At 48.7% G+C, this 19,853-nt stretch carries 14 protein-coding genes; 7 read left to right on the top strand and 7 right to left on the bottom strand.

Features of this window, described 5'->3' with window-relative positions; translation table 11 throughout:
* From OH31_RS12885 to OH31_RS12855, 7 genes are all read right to left on the bottom strand, one after another.
* On the bottom strand, window positions 1–862 hold an 862-nt coding region (locus OH31_RS12885), incomplete at its 3' end, for a retention module-containing protein (RefSeq protein WP_024931046.1).
* A 246-nt stretch (window positions 863–1,108) separates the two neighbouring features.
* On the bottom strand, window positions 1,109–2,914 hold the full coding sequence (locus OH31_RS12880) for a TolC family outer membrane protein (protein ID WP_024931045.1): 1,806 nt from the start codon (window positions 2,912–2,914) through the stop codon (window positions 1,109–1,111).
* A gap of 217 nt (window positions 2,915–3,131) precedes the next feature.
* Entirely contained in the window at window positions 3,132–3,809 is a 678-nt protein-coding gene (locus tag OH31_RS12875) for a response regulator transcription factor (protein ID WP_019882600.1), read from the bottom strand.
* A gap of 5 nt (window positions 3,810–3,814) precedes the next feature.
* A complete protein-coding gene (locus OH31_RS12870; RefSeq protein ID WP_019882601.1) occupies window positions 3,815–5,227 on the bottom strand; it encodes an HlyD family type I secretion periplasmic adaptor subunit in 1,413 nt (470 codons plus the stop codon).
* Window positions 5,228–5,231: 4 nt separating this feature from the next.
* Complete coding sequence (locus tag OH31_RS12865) at window positions 5,232–7,376, bottom strand: type I secretion system permease/ATPase (RefSeq protein WP_024931044.1); 2,145 nt, start codon at window positions 7,374–7,376, stop codon at window positions 5,232–5,234.
* A 137-nt stretch (window positions 7,377–7,513) separates the two neighbouring features.
* Window positions 7,514–9,442: an EAL domain-containing protein gene (locus tag OH31_RS12860; RefSeq protein WP_024931043.1), complete on the bottom strand. Its 1,929-nt coding sequence runs from the start codon at window positions 9,440–9,442 to the stop codon at window positions 7,514–7,516.
* A 118-nt stretch (window positions 9,443–9,560) separates the two neighbouring features.
* A complete protein-coding gene (locus OH31_RS12855) occupies window positions 9,561–10,235 on the bottom strand; it encodes a transglutaminase-like cysteine peptidase (protein ID WP_024931042.1) in 675 nt (224 codons plus the stop codon).
* Window positions 10,236–10,426: 191 nt separating this feature from the next.
* On the opposite strand from OH31_RS12855, the gene purB reads away from it, so the two are divergent.
* The 7 genes from purB (at window position 10,427) to wrbA (ending at window position 19,830) form a co-directional block, all read left to right on the top strand.
* Window positions 10,427–11,800, top strand: a complete 1,374-nt coding sequence (gene purB / locus OH31_RS12850) for an adenylosuccinate lyase (protein WP_024931041.1) — start codon at window positions 10,427–10,429, stop codon at window positions 11,798–11,800.
* Window positions 11,801–11,964: 164 nt separating this feature from the next.
* A complete protein-coding gene (locus tag OH31_RS12845) occupies window positions 11,965–13,728 on the top strand; it encodes an autotransporter assembly complex family protein (protein ID WP_242402290.1) in 1,764 nt (587 codons plus the stop codon).
* Window positions 13,728–17,030 carry a translocation/assembly module TamB domain-containing protein gene (locus tag OH31_RS12840; protein WP_024931039.1) on the top strand — a complete coding sequence of 1,101 codons (3,303 nt, stop codon included), beginning with the start codon at window positions 13,728–13,730 and terminating at the stop codon, window positions 17,028–17,030. Before OH31_RS12845 ends, OH31_RS12840 begins: the two co-directional genes overlap by 1 nt.
* Before the next feature lie 147 nt (window positions 17,031–17,177).
* Complete coding sequence (locus OH31_RS12835) at window positions 17,178–17,786, top strand: PIN domain-containing protein (protein ID WP_024931038.1); 609 nt, start codon at window positions 17,178–17,180, stop codon at window positions 17,784–17,786.
* Window positions 17,783–18,190 (top strand): hypothetical protein, encoded by a 408-nt coding sequence (locus OH31_RS12830; RefSeq protein ID WP_024931037.1) that lies wholly within the window; start codon window positions 17,783–17,785, stop codon window positions 18,188–18,190. Before OH31_RS12835 ends, OH31_RS12830 begins: the two co-directional genes overlap by 4 nt.
* Window positions 18,171–19,247, top strand: coding sequence for a hypothetical protein (locus tag OH31_RS12825; RefSeq protein ID WP_148296217.1), 1,077 nt, complete (start codon window positions 18,171–18,173; stop codon window positions 19,245–19,247). Before OH31_RS12830 ends, OH31_RS12825 begins: the two co-directional genes overlap by 20 nt.
* Entirely contained in the window at window positions 19,240–19,830 is a 591-nt protein-coding gene (gene wrbA, locus OH31_RS12820) for an NAD(P)H:quinone oxidoreductase (RefSeq protein WP_024931035.1), read from the top strand. Before OH31_RS12825 ends, wrbA begins: the two co-directional genes overlap by 8 nt.
* The last annotated feature ends 23 nt before the right edge of the window (window positions 19,831–19,853 follow it).

The raw sequence follows: 19,853 nt of genomic DNA, 5'->3' as shown, positions 1-19,853 counted from the left end.
TGGCTGTGGTGTCTGCACCCAACTCGGCTTTGTTGATGTAGCCGTCGTTGTTACTATCGGTGTCGATCGTCACAATCGGCGCACCAGGCGCAACTGTATCGATAATTGCAGAATCAGAAGTCGATGGCGAAACTTGGCCAGATTGATTAGTAATGCTGGCTGTTACTGTTAACGTTGCCCCTTGTGCAGGAACAGGTACAGGCACAACGACAAATCCTTGAGCAATATCAGCCCCCGACAACTCGACGCTAATCGTACCACCATTGTGTACAACATTTAATACATCACCTGGCTCCAGCCCAGTTGGCAGCGTTACCGTTGCCCTTGTTGTAGGGTTATTGTCCAACTCACCTGCATTTAAATAGCCATTATTATCAACATCATCTGACAATGTAATCACAGGCGCACCACTTGCAGGGCTCAGATAAACATAATTAGGGGCAATACCACCAGCTGTAGCCACACCACCTGCACCAGTACCGCCATCATAGTTGGCGCCACCGGCATTTTGTGTCTGGATTCTGTCCAGGTTCACAAAGCTGGCATTACCATCACTACCGGCCTCACCTGCAGCTGGGCTGTCTAATACTTCGGTGATATCACGGCCTTCATTTAACGCGGTCAACACCGCATCAAAAACCGTTTGATTCACAGCATTCTCAGAGACATCAGAAACATCAACCTGGGCTAAATTGTCTGTAATCTTAACTGTTTGTGCTTCAGCAAAATTCACGGTTTCACCATTAGCCAATTTCACGGCAACTGCCGCACCAGAGGCAGTGATGACTTTGTCACCGGCATGAAGCACTTCGCCGACTTTCAACATATGGCGATTGCCACTGGCATCAACTACGATAGCCATACCCTGAATATTTGTAACAGTTCCGATTACTGTAGCCATTTTGATCCTCACTTAAGATTGAGACAATTCTAATAGTGTCGTATTAGACGCCAATCCAAAACAGAAATCTATTGTACTAAAGTACAATGCCTGGACCAGCCTTAGAGGCCATTATGCTTGCCAACCAACGCTAGCAGATATAAAAAAAGCGGTGCCTATTTGGCACCGCTTTTTTACACTCCCGACACGCAGGAGCTAAGCTCAATATTACTGAGCGACAGACTGGAATCGAATGACCTCAACGCGACGGTTGGCATCATTACCACTCACAGGGTCATTTTCAGCGATCGGTTGCGAGAAACCGTAGCCTTTGACTGCAATGCGCTGCGCATCCAGGCCTTTTTTCACTAAGTAATCAGCAACCGCCTTAGCACGCTTCTCTGACAACAGCAGGTTGTACTTCTCTTTCGAAGTATTACGCTTGTCGGTATGACCTGCAATTTCGACCTTGTCATTACCCCACTCTTTAACCACGTCATACACGATATCCAGATCCGCATAAGACTCTGGCAAGATGATGGCGCTATTTGCCTGGAACAAGATGCGAGGCGTGAACTTCATGGTCGCTTTTTCTTGTGCTTTAGGCTTAAAGGCTTCACCTTCCCAAGGTTTGGCATTGGCTAACAATGCTGCCTTATCTGGTACAACCTGCGTAGGCGCAACAGCCTTACACACATTCTCGCGATCCATGTACTCTTCACGTGGATACTCACCCACGTCAGCACGCGTCACACCCAGCTTGCTCAACAACAAACCTTGACCAGCATAGGTTCTGGCGTAAGCAGTACTGAGGTCCATTTCCGCATTGGTAAAGTTACGGCGTGACTGGAAGTATTCATTCTCCGTATCCAACAAGTCAAGCAAGGTACGTTGACCGATATCATATTGCTTACGATAGGCCAGGCGTGCATTCTCGATGGAGTCCTGATGTTGCTTGCGATAAGCTACTTGCTCACTCAACTGCTTGATATTGTTGTAAGCGATAGCAACTAACTGACGTGTATCAATACACGCTTTATCGCGCAAATCATGTGAGCGATTTAAAGTTTGTACGGCAGAATCCAGATTAGATTTATCTGTGAATCCATTAAAAATATTCCAGCTGGCAGTGACTTCCAACGTATCTGCAGCTAAAGTACTGTTTCTACTTGCGTCATTCACATCCAAAACTTTGCGGCCCTGCAAGTCCAGACGCGGCATGAATGGTGCTTTTTTGCCTGAAACGGATTTTTCTACTGCAATGATATTCTCAATGGCTGCAAGGATATTTGGGTTTTGCTTGTAAGCTGCATCCAACACCTGATCTGCGCTACCAGCCAAGCCATCACCTGTCAGCATGACTTCGTTTACGGTCTCTGGCGGCAACTCACCCACCAGACGCTGGAAGCGGGCAGACACATCATATAGGTTTGTGGTTTCAGTCAGCAGGTTTGCTTCAGCCAAGGCCAAACGACCAGTCGCCTGCTCCAAATCCACCTTCTTACCTACACCGGCATCCACGCGTGATTTGATTTTGTCAAAAACCTGCTTATGCACCACAAAGTTATCTTGTGCATAAGACACCAGACGGCGATAGCGCAACAAATCAAAATAAGCAGTTGCCGTATCCAGCGCCACGCCTTGCATTTGACCCTGCAGCTCATAGAAGCGAGATTTGGCCACATGATCCAGGCGACCAACTTCAGACGGCGTTGCCAGACCATCAAAAATCATTTGACGCAAGGTCAAGGTGGATTGCTGGTTAGGCGTAAAAGTGTTATTAACGTTTGGCGTCAGGCGCTCTTGGTTTCTGAACGTTTGATCCACCGTCAAATTTGGCAGGTATCGACCTTTGGCGGCAGATTCATCGAACTCTGCTGCTTTGAATGCATGAAAGGTGGCTTGAACTTCCGGGTTCTCGGAGACAGCCTTTTCAATTATTTTCTCTAAAGTCTCTGGGCTAGCAGCTAATACCAAAGACGAGTAAGAAAATACCCCCATCAATAGTGCCGAGGCGATTTTTTTTAGTTTCATGTGCAGACTCTTAACAAGTTATAAAGATTCATCCAGAACCAGTATAACCACGGAATTGTGTCGGCACAAGGGCATATGGCCTATCCAAGTAGGCACTTAGATAGGCTTTTAGTGAAAAATGTCACATATTTCACAGGTGAGACAGCAAAAATTTTGAAAAAATCTGATTAAATTCATTAATTTACAAAAATAAACATAAATTAAAAATATTAATCAATCATGAGTTTAAATGTAATTTATTCAAAGAATCTTTTTGCACATTATCATCATGGGAGAAGTGTCCCTGCGCTGATTTACCTTGCAACACCAATGCCAAGTGCAAACGATCACGCACTTTTAAGGTGTCGAATACCGACGTCAGGTGTGCTTTGACTGTACGCTCGGAAATAGACAGCGTGCGTGCAATTTCTTTATTGCTATTACCTCTGGCCGCCTCAAGTGCAACTTCACGCTCGCGCTTGGTCAAGCCCTCTAAAATTTCTTCCGTGGCATCGGGCTGCGGATTACCCCGTGTCGTTAGCGTGATCAGATGCTTAAGTACATCCCTGCCTAACCAAACCCCGCCATGTGAAACAACACTATAAACTTCTTGCAGCACGTGCTGATGCGCATAAGCGTGCAAATAGCCTACAGCACCCAACTCAAGGGCCTGCATGGCTTCAGCCTGTTCCGGGTTATTTGATAACACGATCACTTTGGCCGAGGGCAAGAAGGTTAATATCTGCTGTACGTGCTTACGCCACTGCTGACCTTGTTCAATTTGCGCATGTACCCAGATGATAGAAGCCCCCGCAACATCAGCGGACACAACATCAGCAATGGTCGTTAACTGCGGGAAAGCCTTGAGCCAGGATTCTACAGATTGTTTTAATGTAGTGATAAATATATGCTTCATAGTAATTAGCGCTCGGTTAGTGCGTAAGATTTAGCTTTTAACACTGGTTTTAATAAATAGGACAGCACTGTTTTCTTCCCGGTTAAAATATCAACCTGTGCCACCATGCCCGGAATAATCGGCAAGTGGTCGCCCAGAGTATTCTGGTCTGTTCTTACCTTAACGACATAATATGCATTACCTTTATCGTCTATGGTGGAATCTGCTGCAATATCTTGCACCGAGCCATCCAAACTGCCATAAATGGTGTAATCATAGGCCGTCAGCTTGATCACCGCAGGCTGTTGCGGGCGAATAAACGCAATATCTTTGGTTTGTACTTTAGCCTCAATCACCAGCGCATCATCTGAAGGTACCACCTCCATGACTTCTTTTCCTGGCTGAATCACGCCACCGACGGTGTTGTAATAAAGCTTGCTGACTTTGCCGTTGACCGGTGAGGTCAATGTCGATTGTTTCACTTTATCGGAAAGCGCAAGGCTTGATTGCGTCAGGCTATTGATTTTTGCTGTGGTTTCGTTCAAGTCTGTACGCACCTTGCTCATGAAAGACTGCTGCGCTTCTGATACTTTACGACGCGCTTCTGAAATAGCCGCCGTCAAGCGCCCCATCTGCGCCGATGCCTGGTCGATATCGCCTTTGGCACGGTTAGCATCACGTTCCAGCCTTAATATCTCGATTTCTGAAACCGCACCACTATTTAATAATGGTCGATTGGCAGCCAGCTCTTTACTGGTCGAATCATAGGTCTTAATAGCAACCTCTTTTTTAAACTGCACTTCTGACAGTTCGCGTTCACGTTGCGACAACTGGTCCCTGGCGATATTAATCTGTGAGTTCAGTTCGTCTCTGCCTGCATTAAACAGTTGCAACTCTTGCAAGTAGGTATCAGGCGTTTTTTGCTGTACTTCGCTAGGCGGGTTAAAACTGCCACCATTCGCCAGTGCCTTCAGGCGCGCCTCTTTGGCCTTGAGTGACAAATACTGGCTTTCGTTCTCTTTTAACGATGAAATGGCCCGTGTTTCGTCAATTTTAATCAAGGGCTGACCACGCTTAACAGTATCGCCTAGCTGCACCATGATATCGACCACAATACCGCCATCCAAAGACTGCACCACCTGAATCTGGCGGGAGGGAATCACACGACCTTCACCACGCGTCACCTCGTCGACCTTGGCCACACTGGCCCAGATAAGTAACACCAGCAGAATCGCTAAAATGCCGTACATAATTAATTTGGCATGCAACATGGTGTCTTCTATCATCACATCATGTGCTTGCTCGGACCATGTGCGTGCTTCAGCCGTCTCGGTTTTAATGACCTTGTCTACCAGCGCATGCACAGGCTTGCCGAGGCGCACCCATATACTGTCCGGCTTGGTGACTTCACCTAGTTGATCGAATATTTTTTTTGCCATATTGTTATCTCGCCTTACCTACTTTGCCGGCGCGCAGCGCAGCAGTGACGTCCTCTTTATTACCATCTGCGACCACTTGACCAGAATCAATCACAATCAAACGCTCTGCCAGCTCTAACATGGCGTTACGGTGACTGATCACAATCATGGTTTTATCCGCAGTGGCTTCGGCGATATTACGTTTTACAGTTTCCTCACCGGAGTGATCCATGGCACTGGTCGGCTCATCCAGCAATACAATTTGCGGCTGCGTCACAAACGCACGCGCAATGCCCACGCCCTGGCGTTGCCCCCCAGACAAGGTATCCCCGCGCTCGCCGACTTCCAGGTCAAAGCCCTTGGGATGCGCGTTCACAAACTCGGCAATACCGCCCACTTGTGCCGCCTGTAACACAGAGCGATCGTCAGCATGCGGATGGCGCAAAGTAATATTTTCACGTAACGAGCCATAAAACAAATGGTTATCTTGTTGCACGTAGCCAATGCTGCGGCGCAATTCCGCCGGGTCAATTTGACGTGCATCAATGCCATCAATCAAAATCGCACCTTCAGTCGGCTGATACAGCCCAAGAATCAGTTTGTTAATCGTCGTTTTGCCTGAACCCATGCGACCAATCAGGCCAACGTGCTCACCAGGACGAATCCTGAAAGAAACCCGGTTAAGAGCCAGTTCGTCAGAGCCAGGATATTTAAAGGAGACATTCTTAAACTCGATTTCGCCCTTGAATGCCGGGCGAGACAAGAAGTTAACCCCTTTATTACGCTCCACCGGTTTACCCATCACTTCATCCAGTGACTTCAGGGAGGTCGCCGCCGTGTGATACTGCGTAAACAGGCCAGCGATTTGCGAAATAGGTGCCAAGCCACGGCTGGTCAATTGCGAGCAGGCAATCAAGCCACCCATGGTTAAATCGCCATTCGAGATCAAATACACGCCTAAAATCACAATGGCAACGCTAATGATCTGTTGCAAGGCATAGGTGCCATTGGTAATAGAAGATGACAGCAGCTTGAGTTTGCTTCCCACCTCAGACAGGAACAGCGCGCTTTTCTCCCACTTGCCCTGCATCTGCCCTTCCACCCCCATAGACTTCACGGTTTCCAGCCCAACCAGGCTTTCAATCAAGGTCGCATTGCGCTGGGCGCTGGCACGGTACATGGTTTCTGAAAGGTCATGCATCTTGGTTTGCACGCTGAGCGAATAAATCAGCACCACCGCACCACCGATGAGCGCCGGCAACACCATATATGGACTAATCCATGCAATCACAATCAGGAAAATAATGCCAAATGGCAGGTCAATCAATGTCACTACCGTGGCCGAGGTAATAAAGTCACGCACACTTTCAAACGAGCGTAGATTAGAAGCAAATGAACCGACCGAGGTTGGCTTGGCTTCATAGCGTGTGCCCAATACCTTTTCCATAATCTGTGCACTGAGCTTGACGTCAATACGGGCGCTGGCCCAGTCCAGAAAATAGGCGCGCATGGAACGCAATAACAAATCGCCCAGGACAATCAACGCAACGCCGATACCCAAGACCCACAAGGTTTCTACCGCTTTGTTAGGCACTACCCTGTCATACACGTTCATGGTAAACAGCGGCATGGCCAGGGCAAAAATATTGATCAGCAATGCAGCGACCATTACATCGCGATAAATCCCTTTGTTTTCGGCCAATGTACCCCAGAACCAGTGGCGGACTTGCACCCGGCCCACTTCTGGCGTACGTGCATCAAACATAAAGGTTTGCTTGGTAATTAAAGCATAGCCAGTATATTCGGCAGCCAGATCAGCCAGACTCATGGTCACGGCATCGGGCGACAAGTCTGGAAACACTACTTGCGCGAAATGCTGGCTTTCATCGATTTTGATCAGTTGGCAAGCGCGGTGATTATTCAGCAGCAAGGTGACATCGGCCTGCGGTTGCAGCAGTGTCGCAATCGCTCCCTGCTTCACCACCACCTCCAGCCGCAAACGTTCAGCCGAGCGTTTGAACAACTCCGGATTAAGCTTGCCCCCTTCCAGCGGCAAACCGGAAGTTAAAGCATCACGCGTTGTGGCTAGTCGATTATGGCGACAAATATAAAGGAGACACTCCAGCAGAGCGTCTTTTGCGGTTTGATTAAAATATGGCGTCGTTTCCATGGCAGATGACTTATTATTATCCTTATCCGAGTTAAACCAGTGACTGATTTACCGACTGTTGATTGTATGGGGTGTTAAGCCATGTCAAAACGATGAGTATATGGCATAACACCCCGAAATTACAAAAATTGACACTTTCACAGCGCACCAAACTGTAAGTTTTCCTGTACGAAGGGGCCAGTCACCGCCTCAATACCAATGGAATTCAAACTATCCAGCTCTTCCTGGCCCTGCACACCCTCCGCAATTGGCACAATCCCCATCGTGCGCACCATCATGCATAAACCGCGCATGAGTGATTGCTGCTGTGGCCGCAAATGAATGTCGCGAATCAGTGACGCATCAAACTTGATGTAATCCAAGCCAAGTTCATGCAAATCACCCAATTGTGCCAGGCGGGTTGATACATGCTCCATGCCAACCATGCAACCCAGGGATTTCGCCAGGTGCACAAATTCCTTAAATTTCACAAAGTCGCTAAATGCAGCCTCCTCCGAAACCTCAAAGCTTAATCGTGCTGGCGTCGTGATGCTAAGCATCAGGGATTGCAATTTATCCTTATATTCGTCACTGCGCATGGCGGCCGCTGAGACATTCACACTGAGGCTGGCATTATTTTTCGTCAGCATATCGACGGCGTATTCCAGTGCCAACCCATCCAGTGTTTTAATCATATCAAGCTGGCTAGCCCAATCAATAAACGCGCCTGCGGCCAGCCATTGATCCCCTTCATCAATATGCAAACGCAGCGGGCACTCGTAGTGATACAGCTGCTGATCGCGCTGCATGACCGGGTAGCAGGCCAGTTTGATCTGTTTTTGCTCAATGGCTTGCAAGAATTGCTCTTTCCATTGATTGAGGTAATTTTTTCTCGAGGTGACAATACTGTTGGCATTCATCACCCGCATCGGCGTGGATGCCTGATCTTCAGCCAAGTCTAGAATAAACTGCATCACCCGATAAATATCGACAAAGTCATCGCCTTTTTTAGTTTTGGTATGCGTCACCACAAACTGGAACTGCAATAGCTGTTGTGCCGCATTCAGTTTTTCCAGCACCAGTTTCAGCTCAGTCGTGACGGCAAAATCATCCAGTGGCTGGCGACTGAAAATACCGAACACGCCACCTGCAAGGCGGCCACACACCACATCCTGGTAATGGTCCATCTGTTGCTGTATGGTATCCCCTACCTTTTTAATCAACTGGTTGGTCATGCTATAACCCAATTGCTTATCAATGTCAGGCAAGTTGCGTAGTTGTACCAAAATCAGCACGCCTTCGACAAACCCTTCGTGCTTGAGGGCTACCGAAGCCGTATTGGTAAAATGTGACTGATTCATCAAACCAGTCACTTCATCGTAGTTAATTTGCTGGTTAAAGGTATTCAGGCGCTCAGATTCTGCCGTGACCATGGATTTAACACGGTCAGACAGCGTATTCATGGTGCGTACCAGTTTCTGGAACTCTTCTGTCGCCGGCTCTTCGATGGTGATGTACTTGCGCTCGCCCAAGGCCTCGGCTTGTGCAATCACTTCGTCCAGCGGTCTCAGGATTTTCTTCAATGAGAAACCAGAAACCACATAACTCAGCAGCGCAACGATCAATGTCCACAACACAGCATGGCGTGAGGTTTCCCATAGTTGGTCATAGGCCAGTGACGGTTCGCTCTCCAGCTCCAGGGTGCCATATTGCTGCCAGCCGGACTGGATATTGGCCACGCCAGGCTGGATATTGACAGAAAACACCGACTGAAACCAGGCAGGTGCGATGGAGTGCGGATGGCGGTTCACCCGCTCGATCATCAGCTTGTTATCTGGCGAAATAATGGCAATGCGGCGATAGTGCCCCATATCAAACTGGGCACTGATAATCAGCTCTACCGTGACATTGTCTTTCTGGATATTGGAAAGCGTAATTGCCAGCCCGTTGGCGTTATCGTTATTCTTCTTTTGCAGTTGCTCAGCCATGTAACGGTGATCGTCATAGACACCCAAAAACAGGCATCCTGCCGCCACCATTAAAATAATGACAGATATCGCAATGCGTATTTGTTTTACCAAAGACATTTGAAAGCCCTCTTACTTTCCTGGGGGAGACCAGATAATGGCCCGCCGCTAATGCAGGCTTTGACCACTAGCCTAGCATTAAGCCCCCATAATAACCACACCCCTAACAGGTTTTTAATCATTCCAACCCATCCTGTCGCATACGCGTCAATACATCGCGCCATTTGGAGATATTGGAAGGCGAACCTGCCCGCATATTCGGGTTATTTGCTACGAATAACCCTTTATCATTAAAGCTGAATACTGGAGACAAATCACCGCGCCTGGAGGCGGGCAATAATTCAAAATTGAGGTTATCGAGTACCAATGGATCGCTATTCGGCGTCGCATAATAGGTCAATACCATATGCGGGCGAATGGAGCCGCTAGGCATGCGCGCCCGCACATAAGTCAGCCGCAACTTGTCTTGCGACACGCCCAGCTTTTTCAACAAGGTATATTTGGCAATACTGAAATCTTCACAGTCACCGGCGCCTTTGCCAAAGGTTTCCAGCGGACTGGCCCAGTAATCTTCCACGCCCCACAAGGTAATATCATCCACAAACAACACATGCTGATTGGTAAAATCATTCACCATATGTACCTTGGTCATCTCGCTGGCACCGGCCACCTGGGCGAACATCTCATTCATGCGCATGACATTCTGGTAAGCCTCTTCGCCATAGCGCTGCCGAATTTTTTCCAGCATGGCCAGCACATAGTCATCCGCCTGTATCTGCGACCATAGCAGGCACAGCCCCAGGCACAAGCCTGTCAGCAAGCGGACAAAAGATGAGTTTACGTGGCGTCTCATGTGAAATTCATTCCCAGTGAGCGATTATGTCACGGCTAAATCAAGCACAATTTACCAAACAAAGCGGTTTTAATCGACAATTTCAGTACGCCGCACCTACCGGCTCATTACAAGCAAACCACATTCAACCAAAGACAAGTGTGGCTGGATTGGGTAAAATATCGGCTTTTGAATCGATAAGTTTTTTACTCATGACGTCTCTCACCACGCTCAATGCACTGTCACCACTGGATGGTCGCTATCAATCCAAACTCGATCCTTTACGTCCTTTTTTCAGTGAATATGCGCTGATTAAATACAGGGCGCTGGTTGAAGTGGCGTGGTTGAAAGCACTCAGCGCAGCGCCTGAACTGGCAGAAATCGCACCGTTCAGCCCTGAAACCATCACCGAGCTGGATGCTGCCATTACCGCCTTCAGCGAAGCGGATGCGACGCAAGTCAAGGCGATTGAAGCACGCACCAATCATGATGTAAAAGCACTCGAATACTGGCTGAAAGAAAAGTTTGACGGTAACCCGGAGATCAAAAAGGCCAGCGAATTCATTCACTTTGCCTGTACCTCGGAAGACATTAATAACCTGTCGCATGCCCTGATGCTGAAATCTGCGCGCGATGCCGTCATGCAACCTAACCTGCAAACGGTGATTGCACGCCTGACAGAACTCGCGCATGCATTGGCTGATCAGCCAATGCTGTCTCGTACACACGGCCAAACTGCCAGCCCTTCCACCATGGGTAAAGAACTGGCCAACGTGGTCTACCGCCTGCAACGCCAATTCAAGCAACTGCAAGCCAATGAAGTGCTAGGCAAAATCAACGGTGCCGTGGGTAACTTTAACGCACACCTGTCTGCCTACCCCGAGTTTGACTGGGAAGGCTTTGCCAAACGCTTTGTTGAGTCACTGGGTTTGACCTACAACCCGATGACCATCCAGATTGAGCCACACGACTATATGGCTGAAATGTATGACACCCTGTCACGCATCAATACTATTCTGATCGACCTTAACCGCGATATCTGGGGCTATATTTCTGTTGGCTATTTCAAGCAGAAAGTCAAAGCTGGTGAAATCGGCTCTTCTACCATGCCGCATAAGGTCAACCCGATTGACTTCGAAAACTCTGAAGGCAATCTTGGGCTGGCGAATGCTGTGTTGCGCCACCTGGCGGAGAAACTGCCTATCTCTCGCTGGCAGCGTGACCTGACCGACTCTACTGTATTGCGCAATATGGGGGTGGCATTTGGCTACACTTTGCTGGGCTATGACTCTTGCCTGCGCGGTTTAAACAAGCTGGAAGTGAATCCGCAACGTCTGGCAGAAGACCTGGACAATAGCTGGGAAGTGCTGGCTGAGCCGATCCAGACCGTGATGCGTCGTTATGGCATTGAAAATCCATACGAGCAATTAAAAGAACTGACGCGCGGCAAAGGTGGCATCAACAAACAATCATTGCATGCGTTTATTGAAACCCTGCAAATTCCAGCTGAAGCCAAACAGGCATTACTGACCCTCACCCCTGCAACTTATACCGGCAAGGCCAGTCAACTAGTGAAGCATATTTAAACCATAGTCTTTACCAAGTCGATTTGATCCGGGATTTTCTTGCTCATCATGTAAAACATCCCGCTTATGAACAGGCAGCACACATGTTGTACCGCTGCCTGCTCTGGGCAAACGTCACGTGCAAGCAGTTAATGCACTTGGCGCTGACTTTGACAGCACTAGCCTTGACAGCACTAACCCTGATGGTGCTGACTACCACCTGTCAGGCTCAAGATAGCCCTTGGTTTGACGTCAAACCAGGCAACAGCTACCAGACACGCTTCTCACTTGCTAACGATGCAAGCGCCGAAGACACTTCGGCCTTGCGCGAGCTGCTGCAAAAACACCTGACCATACACGAAGCCATGCAAAACCCGCGCATGAACGACAGTGAATGGCGCCGATTAGTACAAAAAACCCCACAGGAAATCGCTGATCTGCTGGCAACCGAAGGCTATTTCAAAACAAAAACCATCAGTGTGCAACCAACCGCCAATCTGGCTGAGTTCCATATCAAGCTGCCACCACAAGCCAAAGTGAGTCAGGTCAACGTAGCCATCACTGGCGAAATCCAGCAAGCCAGCCATCAATCAACATTGGAAGCCGCCCAGAAAAGCTGGCCACTGCCCGTCAACAGCCCCTTTACCCAGCAAGCCTGGAGTACGGCCAAACGCGAATTACTGGCGACATTGCTGCGCGCAGAATTCCCCAATGCCAGAATCACCACGTCACAAGCCATGGTCAATCCGCAAACACAAGCGGTGTTAATTACGCTGGCAATGGACTCTGGTCCCGCAGTACGCATCGGTGAAGTCCGTATTCACGGATTGCAGCACTACCAAGAGTCACTGGTGCGCCCGCTTAATACGCTAAAAACCGGCGCGCCATATCGCCAGGCTGATTTACTCACGTTGCAAAACAGTTTTATGGCCACCGGCAAATTTCGCTCGGTGGATGTCGTTGCCAAAACCGAAGCACTCAATGCCGATCATAGTGCCGACATAGACGTGACCGTGCACGAAATGGAACAAAATACCTTCCGCATTGGTACAGGCGCCAGCACCAATACTGGCGCCCGTATTGTGTTTAACTACACTGACCGCAACCTGTTTGACCGTGGCCTATTGTGGGATAGCAGTTTGCGGCTGGAACAACGCCTGCAAGCTGTCACTTCCAATATCACCTTCCTCACTGATGATAAAGGCTACCGGGACAGCATCCAGAATAGCGTCACACGCACAGACCTCGAAGGCCAAATCACTACCGCCGTGCAAAACGGTGTACGTCGTTACTGGGGTCAACCTAGTATTTTTGAACAATATATAGGGGCCAATTTATTATATGAATTCTTGACCGTGGATGGGGAATCTTCGCAATTCAACAAAGCCGCGACGCTGGCCTATGGCCTGAATATGCGCAAGCTGGATCATCCGCTGGCCCCCACTAAAGGCTGGATTTTAAATACCCAGTTCCAACTGGCCCCGTTGGACAAGTTGTCAGATGGTCGGTTTCTGCAATCGCAAGCCCGGTTGCAAGCGTTTTATCCACTGACGCAATCCACGCAATGGCTGGGCCGTATCGAAGTGGGCTCGGTCACGGGTGCGCGCAGTGTGCCAGCCACTTACTTGTTCAGGGCGGGTGGTGACCAATCCGTGCGTGGCTACGCCTTCCAGTCACTGGGTGTCAAAGAAGCAGATGCCATTGTTGGTGGCCGTGTGCTACTCACCGGCAGCAGCGAAGTCGTGCAATGGCTGACCTCATCCTGGGGCGCTGCCGTATTTGTCGATTTTGGTCATGCCGCCAATAGCTGGAAAGACTATGACCCGGCCTTTGGTTATGGTCTGGGGATACGCTGGCGCAGCCCGATTGGCCCGGTAGGCGTGGACGTTGCCTATGGCGAAGAAACCAAAGAATACCGTTTGCACTTTAACCTGGGCGTGAATTTCTGATGTCACTCACTCACACTTTCAACCGACTGTTCAACATGCTGCTTATCAGCATGCTGTGCCTGTCACTGATCATCACACCGCAAATGGTGTGGGCGGCCAATGTACTGCTGATGACTAGCTTGAAGGAGTTTGAATCTGACCTGGGTAACGCCACCCTGAAGGTAGAAGGCATAGATTCCAATATGCGCCTGGGCGTCACGCCCAAAGGCGAACTGACTGTATCGCACTTCCGTGCCAGGCAGATCACCCTGCGCTTCAAATCGGCCACAGAAGTCACGCCAACGCCTAAAGCCGGGCAAGCACCGTTACCTGCACATATCCATATTCCACTGCCGTTTCACTTGCTGTCTGGCCAGATTGACCGGCTCACCATTATCCAGGGTGCAAGCACGTCGGATATCACTCAGATTCAATTCGACCTGGACGCCGACAACCAGGCCATGCAGTTCCGTATAGCCGAAGCGCACAGCCCCTGGGGCAAAGTCAGTACGCATTTTCAAATGCAAAATGCCGCACCATTTGCTTTAAATGGCTGGATGGACGTTCAGCAAGCACAAGGCGGCACTCCCTACCATCTGCGCACTGAGCTGCACGGCGACCTCACCCGGCTGGAGATTGCCGCCAATCATCATTACCAGCCACAAGCCAGGCCATTTGCCATCGTGCCTGCCGCCGAGACTACCAATGCTCAGGCCGAAGATATGCTGCAAATCAGCGCCTCGATTGGCCTTGATGAAACACGCCAGAGCCACCTGCTAGTGCATCTGCAGCAATTGCAAGCCAAGCATATCCATCCGCAATTGGCTGGCCATATGGACTTAAAAATCATCGCCGATGGCAGCCTGACCGAACAAGGCCAGATCCTGGCCACCATAGATGCTGGCGATAGTCGCTTGCAAGGCCAGCCATTGATCGTCCGTGGCACAGCCAGCCTGCAAGGATCACAACTGACAACAATGGATCTGCTCGCGCAACTGGATAAAAACACACTCACTGTGAAAGTAGACCCCGAACCTTCAGGTAACAATCGCAGTACATTGGTTTGGCAGGCAGACCTGGCCAATCTTGCACAATTGATGCCAGGCTTTGCAGGCCGGGTCAAAGGTGCAGGTAGGGTGCAACAATCACCAGACGGCTTTGCCACGACGTATCAACTCGCTGGCCAGCAACTGCAGTTACCACAAGGCCTATCACTGAGTACCTTTGAGGCGCAAGGCCAGGCGGCCAGCCAGTCACAGTCGTCACTGGAAAACCATATCAAACTGCGCGGGTTGTCACAACAGAATGCACGTGGCATAGACAGCCCGCCGATTGATGCTGAACTCGACCTGAGCGGATCGCTGGCAAAACATCACTTCGCGTTGAAAATCAATGATGCCGACCCGCTACTGCAACGCAACCTGCTGTTGGCGCTAGATGGTAGCTGGCAAGAAAATACCTGGCAGGCACAACTCACGCAGTTGCAAGACGCCAATGGCAAAGTATTTCAACTGGCGCATCCCGCCAGTCTGAAATGGCAAAACGAACAAGGCTTACAGCTGCAAAGCCTGGTTGTTAATGCCCTGGCAGGACAATTGCAACTGGACCAACTGCACTATCGCCCAGCCAGAGCAGCCAACCCTCTGACACAACAATTATCCGAAAAAGTGCAGTTCAGCAGCCAGGGCGCACTCAAGGCATTTCCATTGCAAGCTGTGATGGCATGGCTGGCGCCCGCGCAGCCTGAAGCCTTGCCTGCAGACCACTTGCGCGTTTCAGCACAATGGCAACTGGCGCTGGACGAACAGCTCAACGGAACATTACATCTTGAGCGCGCATCAGGTGACTGGCAAGTCTACGACAGCAGCCAGGCGCAGTGGCAAGCGCTGGGCATACAGTCATTATTGGCTGATATCCAGGCGCAGAACAATCGCGTCAGCGTGCAAAGCAGCATACGTGCAGACACCGCGATAGATCTGCAATTGACTGGCAACACCGTGGTGACACCAACACAAAGCGGAATAGTGATTCAACGCTCAGCGCCAATCTCGGCCCAACTCAAAGCCAATCTCTCAAAACTTGACTGGCTGGCCAAGCTCATGCCGGAGTTGCAGCCAGCAGGCCAATTGCTGATAGATGCCCAGGCCAGCGGTGTGATTGCCCAGCCACAACTGCAAGGCAGTATTCAAGGCCAGGCCCTTGCCATACAAATACCGTCACAAGGCTTGTGGCTGGAGCAAGGCAGCTTGAATGCTAAACTGGCAGGAGACCAGGTCAACATTGAACACATCCACTTTGCTGGCAAAAGTGGCGAACTCAATGGCAACGGCCTGTTGACCTTTAAAGAAGACCGCTGGCAACTGGATGCCGCGATGCAACTTAACAAATTACAGGCGCTGTCCAGGGTAGATCGCTGGGTGCAACTCAGCGGCAATACCAAGCTCAGCATGAACAGCGAGCAAACCACACTCAGCGGCAAGCTCAAGATACATAAAGGCCTGTTTGAGCTGCCTAAAGCCGACAAACCCAAGCTGGACGAAGATGTCGTCATTGAATCGCCGCAAGCCAGCCAGGCTGAGCCAACGTCAAAACTGGTCTTTAACGACTTTGCGCTCGATTTTGGCGACAAACCACTGGTATTACCTTTCAAGGAATCCGAGCAATTCATGTTGCGTGGCCAAGGGCTCAATGGCGCCCTCAGTGGCAATATGCAGCTTAACGGTATGCTGGACGAGCTCACTGCGGCCGGTACACTGGAAATCACCGGCACCTATATCGCTTACGGACAGTCATTGAATATCGAAACAGGCCGCCTGATATTTAGCGGCAAACTACCCAATATCGGCCTGGATGTGCTGGCAACACGACAAGTAGAAAGTACCAAAGTTGGTCTTCAAATCAATGGCAGCCTGCAAACCCCGCAACTAAAACTGGTCTCAACGCCTGATACCAGCAACGAAAATAAGATTTCACTATTGGTACTGGGCCAACCCATGTCGCAAGTCGGCAGCAGTGATATGGCCTTGTTATCTGTTGCAGCAGGCGCGCTGTTATCACAAGGCGACTCCGTCTCGCTGCAAACCAAGATTGCGCAAGCGGTTGGCCTGGATAGCATAGATGTACGTGGCACTGGCCCCACCAATTACGCTGTCAGCGTCGGCAAGCGGATCAATCGTAACCTGGTAGTTGGCTACGAAAAAAGCATTGTCGGCCTGTTAAATGTTGGTAAACTCACCTACCAACTGACCAAACGCATCTCCATCGAAACCAGAACCGGCTCTGATAATGCACTGGATATATTTTATGGTTTTAGCTTTGACTAAATATAGAGCATGATGACTCAGGACACTAAAAAACCAACGCTAGCCTTGCAGATGATGTAGGAATTACAATGAATATTAGTCACTCCATTAAAGCGTGCCTACAAATTTGCAGCATCCTGCCTCAAGACGATCTTGCGAGAAATAAACATGAAAACAAATATTGTTTTGATCGATTATGAAAACGTACAACCTAAAAATCTTTCATTATTAAATCAAGAGCACTTTTTCGTATTGGTTTTCTTGGGAGAGCATCAAACCAAAATCTCACTAGAGATTGCCAAGACGCTGCAACCTTTGGGAAACAAAGCAGATTACATCCGAATTGATGGAAATGGCGCCAATGCGCTGGACTTTCATATTGCATTCTATATAGGCAAACTCGCCAAAGACCTTCCCAACAGCTTCTTTCACATTATTTCCAAAGACAAGGGATTTGACCCGCTTATCCGTCATCTGAAATCTCAAAAAATATTGTGTGCCAGATCTACCAAGCTGGAGGATATGCCGCTATTCAGAATTTCTGAAGCGAATACAGCCGATGATAAAGTAGCAGCCATTATTGACAACCTGAAACAACGCGGTAGCTCAAAACCAAGAAAAGAGAAGACATTACTGACCACTATACAATCTCTTTTCAGACATAAAAACATAGATCAAGATGAAGTTAAAAAGCTGCTGGACACGCTGAAAGCCGGTAATCTGATTACAGTTGATGCAAATAGCAACGTCAGTTACAAATTGGACCCTAGCGTATGATTAGGCCCTTGAGCCGATTTATAATTATTTTAAGTTTCATATATACCTCTCTGGCATCCGCTGATGAGAAGCTTTCACCCAATCAAACGAAAGCCATCCACACATTGGTGCAAGCGATAGAGGCAACCCATCTCTATCAAAACCGTCACCGTATTGAATGTCTGTACTTTTTTCCTGAAACTGATGGCAAGAAATACATCATTATCGCTGTGCATGAAAAGCACTCAGAAACATGTGGCGGCGACAAAGAAACATGGCCCATCGTAGACCGTTTTAACATATCCAGCCCTTATTCGAATATGAAGAAAATTGAATGGCTGAATCCAGCGAGTGAAGAACGCTTACATTTCCAGAACTACGCTAAAAAGGAAAATAAAAAAAGTCATGCATCGCATTCAAATTAACAAGCTGCTTTGTAGATTGTGTTTTTGCTTATTTTTTTTACAAATAGATAGTGTTTTTGCATGTCCTATGGAGGGCAATTGGCATGGTAAATTAGGAAATAAATCTATCACCATGCAATTAGGTTTAACGACCTTCGAAAACCAAAGCCATGGAAGTTATTTTTACGATCAGTCAGGTGAAGAGCTTTTCTTAAACTATGATATTGAGAAAGATGCTTGGACAGAACAAACAATGTCTGGAATTGTGACCGGGCACATCACTGCAATCAGTTGTGATGAGGAAACACTCACAGCTATTTGGCACTCTACAAATAATCAAAGCTCATACGCTATAACGGCTGTTCGAACTGAAACGTATCACTCATCATGGCATATTCCGCTAGAGTTAGATAAAAAGACTTATCACTTCAGGCAACACGCCTATCGAATTCTAAAAGGCAAAGGGACTAACTCTTACACTATCCAAATCACTGATGCTGATGCGGGGAAAGAAAAGCTTAATGTTGAACTGACGAAACGTTTACAGGAAACGCTTGATGAGCATTTGTCTTGTTTTCATGAAGTTCGGAACATGCAATCCCAAGGTAACGGCTATGCAGAAAGTACCTACAAAATTATTGATTGGAATACAGCATACTTGGTTCTTTACAGTAGCTGGGAACAATACTGTGGGCAGGCACATCCTTTATACAGTGCCGGAGGAAACGTTTTCAGTCTTCAAACAGGTCATGAAGTAGATACAAGCAAGTGGTTAAAACAAAACACTTTACTTGACACAAAATTTAAACAAATAGACAAAAATAAACCTCTTGGTAAGTTACTGGAGAAGAGGTATCTTGCTTCACTAGAGAAGGAAATGGTTGAGTCATGTACAGCTAGTGTCGATTTTTATAATTTCCCATGGGTAACTCGAGCAGGGTTTTTCTTTCGTACATCATCATCTTACGCTGCGAATGCCTGCAATAGCGACGTTTTGATTCCATTTTCACTTATAAATCCTTACTTAACACAAACAGGTAAAAGGGCCATTAGGTCATTTCAGCAAAAAGATGATTGAAATTCTTGTACTTTATTATTCACAAGGCGGGGCCGTCAAAGAGATGGCACAATTGATTGCGCGTGGCGTGGAAAGTGTCACCGGGGTAACCGCGCGCGTACGCACGGTGCCTAAAGTCTCTGCCAACTGTGAGGCAATCGAAGCCGACATTCCTGCCTCCGGGGCGCCTTATGCTACGTTGCAGGATCTGGAAGACTGTGCCGGGCTGGCCTTGGGCAGCCCGACGCGTTTTGGTAATATGGCCGCACCCATGAAGTATTTTCTTGATGGCACCGCTGGGCTGTGGCTCAAGGGTGCTCTGATCGGCAAGCCAGCGGCAGTATTCACCTCCAGTGGCTCACTGCATGGCGGTAACGAAATGACACTGATGACCATGATGATTCCGCTGATGCACCACGGCATGCTGATGTTAGGACTGCCCTATTCCGAACCGCAATTGGGTACCACCAAAACAGGCGGCACGCCTTATGGCGCGAGTCACATCGGTGGTGCCATGGATGACCAGCCAATATCTGATGATGAGAAGAAGTTGTGCATGGCGCTGGGGAAACGCCTGGCCGAAACTGCACTCAAATTGCAATAACCGTTTTTCAGGAAAAGTACGCT

Origin of the sequence: Methylophilus sp. OH31, assembly GCF_000576615.1 — a bacterium.
In the GTDB taxonomy this organism is placed as follows: domain Bacteria; phylum Pseudomonadota; class Gammaproteobacteria; order Burkholderiales; family Methylophilaceae; genus Methylophilus.
The sequence above is the reverse complement of the archived record's forward strand: the minus strand, read 5'-3'. Positions and strand labels throughout refer to the sequence as shown.

Coding starts and splice junctions, on each gene's coding strand:
- OH31_RS12880 (WP_024931045.1), bottom strand. CDS start 2,914: ATGAAACTAAAAAAAATCGCCTCGGCACTATTGATGGGGGTATTTTCT.
- OH31_RS12875 (WP_019882600.1), bottom strand. CDS start 3,809: ATGAAGCATATATTTATCACTACATTAAAACAATCTGTAGAATCCTGG.
- OH31_RS12870 (WP_019882601.1), bottom strand. CDS start 5,227: ATGGCAAAAAAAATATTCGATCAACTAGGTGAAGTCACCAAGCCGGAC.
- OH31_RS12865 (WP_024931044.1), bottom strand. CDS start 7,376: ATGGAAACGACGCCATATTTTAATCAAACCGCAAAAGACGCTCTGCTG.
- OH31_RS12860 (WP_024931043.1), bottom strand. CDS start 9,442: ATGTCTTTGGTAAAACAAATACGCATTGCGATATCTGTCATTATTTTA.
- OH31_RS12855 (WP_024931042.1), bottom strand. CDS start 10,235: ATGAGACGCCACGTAAACTCATCTTTTGTCCGCTTGCTGACAGGCTTG.
- purB (WP_024931041.1), top strand. CDS start 10,427: ATGACGTCTCTCACCACGCTCAATGCACTGTCACCACTGGATGGTCGC.
- OH31_RS12840 (WP_024931039.1), top strand. CDS start 13,728: ATGTCACTCACTCACACTTTCAACCGACTGTTCAACATGCTGCTTATC.
- OH31_RS12835 (WP_024931038.1), top strand. CDS start 17,178: ATGAAAACAAATATTGTTTTGATCGATTATGAAAACGTACAACCTAAA.
- OH31_RS12830 (WP_024931037.1), top strand. CDS start 17,783: ATGATTAGGCCCTTGAGCCGATTTATAATTATTTTAAGTTTCATATAT.
- OH31_RS12825 (WP_148296217.1), top strand. CDS start 18,171: ATGCATCGCATTCAAATTAACAAGCTGCTTTGTAGATTGTGTTTTTGC.
- wrbA (WP_024931035.1), top strand. CDS start 19,240: ATGATTGAAATTCTTGTACTTTATTATTCACAAGGCGGGGCCGTCAAA.